The organism is Deltaproteobacteria bacterium (genome assembly GCA_019309045.1).
In the GTDB taxonomy this organism is placed as follows: Bacteria; Desulfobacterota; Syntrophobacteria; order BM002; family BM002; genus JAFDGZ01.
Genome location: JAFDGZ010000147.1, coordinates 1 through 4,274 on the forward strand (window position 1 = coordinate 1; position 4,274 = coordinate 4,274).

3 protein-coding genes are annotated in these 4,274 nt (G+C 53.7%); 1 reads left to right on the plus strand and 2 read right to left on the minus strand.

What is annotated here, in order from left to right; translation table 11 throughout:
* Positions 1 to 615: 615 nt before the first annotated feature.
* Positions 616 to 1,713: an AI-2E family transporter gene (locus tag JRI89_16790; GenBank protein ID MBW2072889.1), complete on the plus strand. Its 1,098-nt coding sequence runs from the start codon at positions 616 to 618 to the stop codon at positions 1,711 to 1,713.
* Positions 1,714 to 2,411: 698 nt separating this feature from the next.
* On the opposite strand, the gene JRI89_16795 is transcribed toward JRI89_16790, so the two are convergent.
* Positions 2,412 to 2,672, minus strand: a complete 261-nt coding sequence (locus tag JRI89_16795) for a type II toxin-antitoxin system RelE/ParE family toxin (protein ID MBW2072890.1) — start codon at positions 2,670 to 2,672, stop codon at positions 2,412 to 2,414.
* Positions 2,672 to 2,869 carry a hypothetical protein gene (locus JRI89_16800; GenBank protein ID MBW2072891.1) on the minus strand — a complete coding sequence of 66 codons (198 nt, stop codon included), beginning with the start codon at positions 2,867 to 2,869 and terminating at the stop codon, positions 2,672 to 2,674. Before JRI89_16800 ends, JRI89_16795 begins: the two co-directional genes overlap by 1 nt.
* Positions 2,870 to 4,274: the final 1,405 nt, after the last annotated feature.

Here is a 4,274-nt window from a genome sequence, read left to right on the forward strand (position 1 = left end):
TAGCCGCAACCTTCAGGTTGCGTTTGCGACGATCACTCAATGAGGCCATGGAGCAGTCTTACTATTAGGAATTAGGAATCGAATCCATGAAAGAACAGGCGCAGGCCTTAAAGTTCCATGGAGCCATCTCCTTTTGCGACCTTCCGCTGTTGCCCGGGGGCTATGGCGGACACGTTGCGCCTTTGCGTGAGTCAACCTGCCAACAAGCGAAGCCCTCACGCAGACGAATCACAAAAGGGAGTTCAACCAATTTGCGCCCTTAGCGCCTTTGCGTGAGTCAACCTGCCATCAGGCGAAGCTCTCACGCAGGCGAATTACCAGAAGGAGTTCAACCAATTTGCGCTCTTAGCGCCTTTGCGTGAGCTCCCCTGCCAACAAGCGAAGCCCTCACGCAGACGAATCACAGAAACAACTCCCAGCAGTTCACTCCCCTGCACCGGCGCGCAGCACCCCCGCTCAACCTTCCAGTTGCCTCGAGTAGCCACCAGTGCCATAATAGGCGACCAGGCTGAAACGAGGTGTGCCAGCGCCCGGCCTTGCTGGCAGCAGTTCAATCGGCGCCGTGTCATTCAAATGGCCTTCCAGAACGTACTACTTTTGAACAGGGGAATCCTCATGAACGAAATTGAAAAAACTACCCGGGAAAAAACCTCCACAGGACCAGTATTCGATATAGTGCTTCGCATTGGCATCATCGCCCTTTTGATAGCACTGTGCTTTCTGATATTGAAGCCATTTTTGACCCCGGTGATCTGGGGGATCATCCTGGCCATTGCCCTGTTACCCCCGTGCCAGAGACTCAGTAAAATACTGGGCGGTCGGCTCAAGCTGGCAACTGCCATAATTACCGTGGTTATGCTTCTGGTTCTCATTCTTCCCAGCGTGCACATGGTGAGTTCGCTCGTGGATGGCATGAAATATGTCAATGACAGGATTCAGAGCAGTGAAATAAGAGTGCCGCCTCCACCGGCTGACATCGAAAATTGGCCCATCATTGGCAAGTTATTGAAGAAACAGTGGTTGGAGGCTTCCACAGATCTCAAAGCCTTCCTGACCCGCTTTCATCCTCAGATCAAAGCAGTGAGCTTGAAGCTGCTCAAATCAGCCATGGGCACTGCTGTGGGGTTGCTGCAATTTGCCCTGTCAATCATTATTGCGGGAATTTTCATGGCCAATGCCGAGGGCAGCGGCAACATGGCAAGACACCTGTTCGTGCGTCTTGCTGGAGAGCGCGGCGCTGACTTCGCTGATGTTTCCACCATAACCGTGCGCAACGTGGTCAAAGGAATTCTGGGGGTGGCCATTATCCAGGCAATGCTGGCAGGCATCGGCTTTGTGGCGGCCGGAGTGCCGGGCGCTGGTCTGTGGACCTTTCTCTGCCTGCTGCTGGCCATTATTCAGATCGGCATTGCCCCTGTTGCCATACCAGTCATCATCTATATGTTTACCAAGGCGAGCACCCTGGCTGCCGGCCTGCTCACAGCCTGGCTTATTTTGGTTGCCTTGTCCGACAACTTCCTGAAGCCCATACTCCTGGGACGCGGTGCTCCTGTGCCCATGTTCGTCATTTTTCTCGGAGCCATCGGCGGCTTTTTTTCCATGGGATTCATCGGCCTGTTTGTTGGCGCGGTTATTCTGTCCCTGGGATTCAAACTCTTCCAGGTATGGCTCGCTGGGGCAGATCTGAGCGAAGCCGCTATCGGTACAGGCTAGAGAGGGACCGCTTCAGGCGCACGCAGAGCAGAAAATCGGGCGGGGGAGGAAAGGCCTCTGGCTATGATTTGCAGCCGTGATTGTGAGATCGTTGACGGGCTGGGGGCCTCACGCAAAGGCGCAAAGGTCGCAAAAAGGGAAAGGCCTACGGCGGTGAAGGGCAGCCGTGATTGCAGGATGATTGAAGGGCTGGGGGGCCTCACGCAAAGGCGCAAAGGTCGCAAAGGGAAAGGCCTACGGCAATAATGGGTAGCCCAGTACATAGGATCGATGAGAAGCCGGCTGTGGCGGTGTCGAGCTGGGAGAAGAAGCAAGCTTCTTATCACTGCTCGAAACCGCCACAGCAAGTTCCGCAACGGCGGAACTTCTCTGCCCACAGCAGAGAAGACTTCTCATGGATCCTCTCACGGGCTACAGATCCCGCGAAGCCATCTCTTTGCGCTCTTAGCGTCTTTGCGTGAGGCAACCTGCCATCAGGCAAGGCCTTCACGCAGACGAATCACAGAAACGAGTTCTACCAATTTGCGTTCTTTGCGCCTTTGCGTGAGCTACACTGCCGTCAAGCATAGCCATTATGCAGGTAAAGCATAGAAGCGATCTCTAACAATTTATGCAAAACACGTCTTTGCGTGAGGGAACCTGAGATCAGGCAGGTGGAATTTTCTCCCGACCATATAAACGGCCCGGTCAAAGTTCGGTTATTTATAGATGTCACCTCTGGGGCCGATATGGTCTACGTAGACAACATCCTCTTTTTCATCAAACCAGAAAATTATCCGCAGTTTTCCAACGCGGATCCTGTGGTATCCAGCCCATTTTCCAACCATGTGTATTACATCGGGATGTTGTAGAGGGTTGTGGGCCAATTGCCTCAGTATATCTTTGATGCGGTCCTTGCTTTTGCTTGGGAGGCGCTGTAAGTAACTGGCGGCGTGGCGGTGGACGATGACTTTACTCATCAGATCGAATCTAGCTCTACATAAGCGTCAACGCTTTCATTTTCGCGATCACTCCGAGCCTGACGCAGCTGGCTGATAGTGTCCTCATCCAGGTCCAGTCCCAGAAGTTCTTCTATCTTTCTGAAGTCTTCAATTGATATGACCACCTCTTCAGGATTCCCGGCCTCGTCTATAATGTATCTTTTATTAATATTCATGTTGCAGCTCCCTGTTCTTGTGTATGCTGAGTGTAAGACAAAAACCTCTAGAGATCAAGCAGACGGCGAAAAGAGGGGGCGCCAGAGATGCCCCGAGACGGTCCGCGGCGGGAGATTTCTGGTGTGAGTTGCAGCCATGATAATAGGATCATTGATGGACTGGAGGGGCCTCACGCAAAGGCGCAAAGGTCGCAAAGGGGAAGGCCTTCGGCAATAATGGGTAGCCCCCAGTACATAGGATCGATGAGAAGCCGGCTGTGGTAGTGTCGATCTGCGATAAGAAGCAGGCTTCTTATCACTGCTCGCCACCACCCCAGCAAGTTCCGCAACGGCGGAACTTCTCTGCCCATAGCAGAGAAGACTTCTCATGGATCCTCTCACGGGCTACAAATCCTGCGAAGCTATCTCTTTGCGTGAGGTACCCTGCCGTCAAGCGGAGCCATCAAGCAGAAGAAGCCTGGAAGTGAGTCCTACCAATTTGCGCCCTTAGCGTCTTTGCGTGAGGTACCCTGCCATCAAGCGCAGCTATCAAGCAGAAGAAGCCTGGAAGTGAGTCCTACCAATTTGCGCCCTTAGCGTCTTTGCGTGAGGTACCCTGCCATCAGGCGGAGCCATCAAGCAGACGAATCACAGAAACGAGTTCCACCAATTCGCGTTCTTTGCGCCTTTGCGTGAGCCAACCTGCTATCAGGCAAGGCCTTCAAGCAGACGAATCACAGAAACGAGTTCCGCCAATTTGCGCCCTTCGCACCTTTGCGTGAGCTACACTGCTGTCAATAGAAGCCATCGTGCAGGCGAGCCACCGAGACGACTCCAGGCAATCCCCCTTCAGGTGTTTGCCTGTCGATGCCCGGATGGTACTGCCTTCTTGACAGATCTGGTGCGCGCGAGTAGTTTAACGGGAACTGTAGTGCCCCTTCCCAGTACATAAAGAACTGATAACTGGCTGGTACGTTGGCTGAGCTCCACTTCTCCACAACGGGAGGGGTGGGGCTCTTTGTTTTGAGCACGGGTGCAGGGAGTCTCTTGGGGTGATATGCAGCCTTGAGTTTGGGGAGTTGAAGGGCTGGAGGGGTCTCACGCAAAGGCGCAAAGAGCGCAAAGGGGAAAGGCCTCCGGCAATGATTGGTAGCCTTGACGGGAGATCGATGGGAAGCCAGCTGCTGAGATACCGCACATCGAGAAGAAGCAAGCTTCTTCTCGATGCACGCTATCTCCCCCGCAAGTTCCGCAACCGCGGAACTCCTCTGCCAATGGCAGAGGAGGCTTCCCATCGATCTTCTCATGGGCTACAAGTAACGCGAAGCCATCTCTTTGCGCCCTTAGCGCCTTTGCGAGAGGCAACCGCCATCAGGCGAAGCCCTCACGCAGACGAATCACAAAGACGAGTTCAACCAATTTGCGC

What these genes read in the sequence shown, in the direction of transcription:
- JRI89_16790 (MBW2072889.1), top strand. Translation starts at nt 616, where the DNA reads ATGAACGAAATTGAAAAAACTACCCGGGAAAAAACCTCCACAGGACCA.
- JRI89_16795 (MBW2072890.1), bottom strand. Translation starts at nt 2,672, where the DNA reads ATGAGTAAAGTCATCGTCCACCGCCACGCCGCCAGTTACTTACAGCGC.
- JRI89_16800 (MBW2072891.1), bottom strand. Translation starts at nt 2,869, where the DNA reads ATGAATATTAATAAAAGATACATTATAGACGAGGCCGGGAATCCTGAA.